At 35.1% G+C, this 5,831-nt stretch carries 4 protein-coding genes and 1 pseudogene; 3 read left to right on the top strand and 2 right to left on the bottom strand.

Going from position 1 to position 5,831, the window contains the following annotated elements:
* A partial coding sequence (locus KTHG_RS12720; protein WP_139994285.1) for an AbgT family transporter occupies positions 1-746 on the bottom strand: 746 nt, incomplete at its 3' end.
* Between the two features lie 155 nt (positions 747-901).
* Between KTHG_RS12720 and KTHG_RS12715 the strand changes: the two genes are divergently transcribed.
* Positions 902-2,203, top strand: coding sequence for a hypothetical protein (locus KTHG_RS12715; RefSeq protein WP_139994015.1), 1,302 nt, complete (start codon positions 902-904; stop codon positions 2,201-2,203).
* A 616-nt stretch (positions 2,204-2,819) separates the two neighbouring features.
* Here the strand turns inward: KTHG_RS12715 and KTHG_RS12710 are convergent.
* The gene (locus tag KTHG_RS12710; protein WP_139994014.1) at positions 2,820-3,398 is read right to left on the bottom strand and encodes a DUF2247 family protein; all 579 of its coding nucleotides are present in this window, start codon (positions 3,396-3,398) and stop codon (positions 2,820-2,822) included.
* 924 nt (positions 3,399-4,322) lie between these two features.
* Between KTHG_RS12710 and KTHG_RS21910 the strand changes: the two are divergent.
* Together KTHG_RS21910 and KTHG_RS12700 are read left to right on the top strand one after the other, a co-directional pair.
* Positions 4,323-4,469 (top strand): annotated as a pseudogene (locus KTHG_RS21910) (N-acetyltransferase); the annotation flags it as partial.
* Between the two features lie 81 nt (positions 4,470-4,550).
* Positions 4,551-5,696, top strand: coding sequence for a hypothetical protein (locus tag KTHG_RS12700; protein WP_139994012.1), 1,146 nt, complete (start codon positions 4,551-4,553; stop codon positions 5,694-5,696).
* The last annotated feature ends 135 nt before the right edge of the window (positions 5,697-5,831 follow it).

The raw sequence follows: 5,831 nt of genomic DNA, 5'->3' as shown, positions 1-5,831 counted from the left end.
TTGTCTACAGTGCCCTCAAATTTACCGAAACGCGGTTCTGTAAACTTTTTCGTAACCCAAGTACCACAAATTACTAAAACGAATGTGGATGCGATAAGGAAGTAATAGTTCATTGTGGCACGACCTGTATAGTCTGCAACTGCGATATGTGCCGCAGATTCGGTAATCCCTAGTAGTAAAACATCGAGAGAGCTAATCAATAAGTTAGCGCTAAAGCCGCCTGCTACTGCTGCATATGTAACGATAAGACCAGCAATTGGATTACGCCCGATGCTCATAAAGATAAGCGCTGCAATCGGTGGTAAGATAATAAATGCTGCATCGGCTGCTAGATTACCGACTAGACCTGTTAAAATAAGCACAGGGACGATTAATTTCTCAGGTGCGGCCATAACCGTTTTTTTCATCATAGCGGAAATAAGACCTGTTTGTTCCGCTAAACCAATCCCAATCATCGAAACGACTACCATACCAAGTGGAGGGAAACCTGTAAAATTATTCAGCATTTCTGTTACAATCAAGATTAAGCCATCTTGACTTAATAAATTGACAACGGTAATCGTTTCTTCTGTGCCAGGCTTTACGGCAGATAAACCAATTGTAGACAGTAACCATGATAAAATTAGGACAAGTCCAGCCATAATGACAAAGAGTGTAATCGGATCTGGTAACTTGTTTCCTGCTCGCTCAATTAAATCTAAAAAGCGGGTGATAAACGATGACTTTTGTGTGTCTGCATTATTCATGTTCTTCATCTCCTTTAAAATGAACTAGACGTTTCAACGTTTGAATATTCTGTCTTTTTTAATTAAAAGACACAAGTTGAATAGGTCTTTTATAAAATGAAACCATATAATGATAAAATAGGCAATAGCTATTTTAAACGAAAAGAGGCTCTATCATGTATAAAATAAACGTTTTTACAGCAGAATTATCTTTGTCCTGGATTAAAGAATTAGATGCTATCAAGCCGAATAATTGTGAGTTAGTCTATTTTACATACAAGCATTTTGATGATTTAAAAATGCTGTTGGATACGCATTTATCTGAAGGGGATGGGGCGTTATTTAGTGGACAAATTCCCTATTTCTTTGCACAAACGCAGTTTAAGCAACTTAAAATTCCGATTGCCTATTTTGATATTTCGGAGCGGGATTTTTACCGTGTTTTAACGGAATTATTTTATAAGCATCAAATATCGTTATCTGAACTGGCGATTGATTTTTGCTATGAGGAAAATGACTATTTAGGGATTCATGAATGGTCAGCGAATGAAGCACCGTATTTATTTAGTCAGACAATCAATTCCTATTCCACACAAAAAATTATTGACCAACTAGCGCAGTGGCATAAGCAATTACATGCAAGGCAGGACGTAAAGCTTAGTTTGACGCGCGTTGCAGAGATTCCGGCGATGCTCGAGGTAGATCAAATCCCGTATTTACTTGTACATCCGTCAAAGCATGCGATTAAAACGACGTTTAAAAAATTTATGTATCAATTGGAGCTACAACGATTTCGTCGCAACCAATTAGTAGTGGCACACATTCATATTCCTGTTGATAAAATGAATGTGGATGCGCTGGAGTACCGGCAAATCGCTTTATACAAAGCGATTTTAGATTTAAAGGAACAGGATGAGACGATTTTGGTTCACCGAGAAGCGGCATCGATTGTGTTATTAACTACCTATGAGGCCTTTATGAAACGCACGCATGATAAAACAAAGTGTGAGCTTGTGGGCTATTTGCATAAAACCTTGTCATTTCCTGTGAAGGTGGGCTGGGGTGTTGGTGAGGATGTATTAGAGAGTCGTGAATTTGCACAAAGAGCTGCACAACTTTGTTCATCTAAAGAAACCCAAGGCTGGATTATCGAACAGCATCATAAACAAGGACCATTATTACCAGATGTAGTAATTACTTTTGATGAGCAGGAGCAAGATTTTTTAAGAGAACTTAGTGAGCAGTATGCATTTCCACTAATTCATCTGCAAAAAATAGATGCGGTAGTTAAAGAGCTTAAAAATCCAATTTTAAATGGGGATTTATTAAGTGAAAAATTAAATATTACGGTCCGTTCAGCGAACCGTATTTTACAGCATTTACAAGAGAAAGGACTTGCAGCAGAGTTGCCACCGATTACAACAAGCTCTAGAGGACGCCCGAAAAAGTTTTACGAAATTCAATTTCCAAAGCACTAACACATATTTACTACGACAATTTAAAATAAGCAAACGCAAACTATTTATTAGTCCCTCTTTTTGCGTCAGTAAATCATGTTAAATACAAAACTTTAGTAAACCTTATTATTTTAGATAAGTTAACTAGGTTAATTTAAGATAACTTATCTAATTAAATAGAATAAAATTATTTATTTTAATAAATTATTGCTTATACCGATAAGACACCATTACGCGAATTTGCAAGAAAGATATTTCATAGAGGATTCTACTTACTGAGAGAGGTTCTAAATAAATGGGGATGATACGTGGTTTGTTCGTGGACGTAATAAACGACCTTCGTCTAACTAAATTCAGCGGTCATAAGAAGGTTATGACCGCTGAATTTGTTGAAGGTGCGCTGTAGAGATTTCAAAAGGTGTTTGTTGCTTCGTTGTATAAACCAATGAACTTATACAAGTAAATCAGCATTTTTTTGAAAGTATGATGTACCAGAAATAAAAAGTGAAGTCACTTAATCGACTTCACTTTTTTAATGTTTTATGATTAAAATTATCCCTACTAATCTAAGTTTTGTGCTGACAATAGAACAGCCTTATCACTATCTCGCTTTATAGATTAGTTCCCTATTTAAGATTTATTTTAAATATTGCTCTTTATATTGTTCTAATGAGGAAAGCCATACACTATTAATCTCTTCATTCGTTACAGCTATAACAGTCATTTTTGATGTCAACTGAAAAATGGGTTCAAAACATTCTAGTAAATCAAAATCTTTTGCAGAGAAATCGGAACACAGCCAGTAAACTTTTTCATAAATATTCGGGACTTCGGTTCCATCACTTCGCTCAATTTGATAATCTTGCTCTTCTTTATTTTCATAAAGATACAAAAGAAAAAGATATAACCATTTGTACTTTAATTCATAAACATCTTTTTGTTGATTCATTATTCCATTCGGGATTAATTCTAATAAATATGTTTGTATTTTCATCGAATCTTTTTCGGATGCAATAGCAATACTAGCAATTGTATCTGAAACGCCATCTTCATTTTCTAATTCATCAATGGCTTTTTCAATAGCTACAGCAGAATCTATATATTCACCTAACAACCCAAAATAAATATCACGCCATTTCAAATCAATATGACGATGTAAAAATTGATAAGGAATCTTTATATTCATCGAATTATCCGGAATAAGAAAATTTTTCACATTATTCACCTCTAGTATATTCTATTTTTTATTGCTACTCCCCTAGCTATCGCTTAAATAATAATCTCTTCTTACGAAATTTTAATATCCTTCACGATCTAAAACATATTCAAAAATACCGCTTTTAATGCGGGTCCCAACGTTATTATAGAAGTATGCATATGTTGTGTCACCAACTGTTTTTGTTATGCGTAAACCATTTTCATCATATGTGTAAGATGCAACTAGGTTCCCATCAAAGATTTTTACTTGAATAAGACGTTGTTGCTAGTTGTACGTGTACTTATAGTTTTCACCTATCATTTTTTGCTTTAATTTGATTTGTGTCGTTATATGTAATGTATAAATGATTCCATTTACATCAGATTGTATTCGATTTCCTACAACATTCTTTTGGTATTATTTTAAGAGTAATTTTATATTTCCCTTATTTAAAAATGAAAACATACGTTTGTTTTTTTGACTAAAACTAGATAAAGTATGATAAAATAAGTGTAGGCAACAGCCTCTCGGAAGGGAGGTTTTATGGTATATCTTCTCTGCATTTACGTTGTACTTCGTTTCTTTTTGAATGTCGAAATCGAACGAACCGAGGGAAATTTAAAAATTAGTCGAATCCAATTCGGATTGAATAGAGATAAAAAAGACAAAGAAAAAGACGATACTCCAAACGAGTACCGCCTTTTCTTTGTTAGATTACCAAAATCCTTTAAGCTACGTCTAGGCTAAAGTGTATCATCACCGTCTTTTTTATATTCTGATTCTATCATAATTTCTCTTATCTTGCTATTTTATAGGCTTAATTTATCCTGGATTCTTCCATCAAAAAAGATCAAGTATCTAAAAGAAAATCTAGCTTTTAACGAATAAGTTTATAATAAAGGTTTTTATGTTTTATGGCGAATGAATATCTTACATTCCTAATCTTTAGAAACAGGTTCAATGGACGCATTTAAGCCGGCTCATCGCTTATATGAACGTTTTGGCTTTATCGCCTGCGGTCCTTTTAGTCAGTATAAGGAAGATCCCAATAGTGTATTTATGACAAAAGAATTAACATGTAGGGTGTAAAGAAGCGAGAAGTTCTTATGGATTTCTCGCTTTTTCTTAGTTTCTTTTTACGCTATGATTAAAGAAAGGAGGCGACAACATATGGCGTTTTATGACGATTTAGATGTACAGCATATTCATACAAAGCTTTCCCATTTATCGACGCAAGAAGTCGAATTATTAGTGAAGGCCTATTATGAGGAAATGATGCCAGTTGTTAATTTAATTGCTTATTATGCACTAGATGTACAGCCCAATACGTTAACGCAGTATTTTCCAGATGCCTTTGTACATGAGCACTGCGAGCTATGTGGTCACACACCTTTATTATTACCTCTACAAAATCGCTCTCAAATTCGACGTATGAATGAAATCGATACGATGCGTTACTGCCCTATTTGTGAGCATCACGATAAAATGCAATGTCACTGTGACGCATGTTTAAAAGAGCAACAAATGCGCTACCAAATGTTTCAATTAACAGAGGACGAGCTGAATGAAAAAGAACAGGCGCAAATTGCAGCATTTTTAACTGAGCTTTCCCATACTTCTAATGAGATTCAGTTAACGCGTGCTGAACGATTTTATGTAACAGGGCTGCTGCAACTGGCTTATGATAAAGAAAAACAACAGATTATGCCCCTTTGCAACTATTCAGAAGAATTCACGCCAAGCAAGGTGCTGACAACGCGTATTTTAAAGGACTTAGTAGACAGAAGAATTTTACTGCCCTGCTTAGAAAATAGTCTATCTACAGCTTTTCACTGCGAGGATATAAACTTTTTGCGAACATTGCATGACCCAAACTATTGGAGCGGAAAGTGGACTGTAGCTGAACAAGAAGCGGCCTATACGCATTTTGAAAAGCTAAGAAACAAGCCGCCTATTATTCATTATGAAGAAGCGGCCTTTCGTTTAAATATGGCATCAGAAGAAATCGACGACCTTTTTATCGCTCGAACAGAAGGACGTATGTTTTACCAGCGTATGTGGAAGGAATTAGCGATGGCTCATGGTGAATTTTATGCAGCTTATTGCAAATTGCCTACTCCCCTACAAAAAATTGATGATGCATTAGACAAGCATTCCATTAGCGAAGTTTATACGTTTATCCAACGAGGCTTTACGTCCTCAAATATTGAAAAAAGTGCGCGTATTAAACCACTTAGCCGTTTAGAGAATCTTCTTTTTACGCAAATGATGGGCATTGGAGAAGATGGCTTTTTCACACGCCCTACGTTTATTTAATACAAATTATTTCCCATTAAAAAAACACGGATTTCTCCGTGTCTTTTTTTAGACAGATGGTGGTCGATTCACAACTAATATATTATCTGCCTGTTGTTTTTCTAACAACCGTAGTACATCAGCTCCATAAATCCC

Source organism: Kurthia sp. Dielmo, assembly GCF_000307285.2.
GTDB lineage: Bacteria > Bacillota > Bacilli > Bacillales_A > Planococcaceae > Kurthia > Kurthia populi.
Note: the sequence above shows the minus strand (reverse complement) of the source record. Positions and strands in the feature narration are given on the sequence as shown.

Bases quoted from the DNA above. Each gene is read 5' to 3' on its own strand.
- KTHG_RS12715 (WP_139994015.1), top strand. From the start codon at position 902: ATGTATAAAATAAACGTTTTTACAGCAGAATTATCTTTGTCCTGGATT.
- KTHG_RS12700 (WP_139994012.1), top strand. From the start codon at position 4,551: ATGGCGTTTTATGACGATTTAGATGTACAGCATATTCATACAAAGCTT.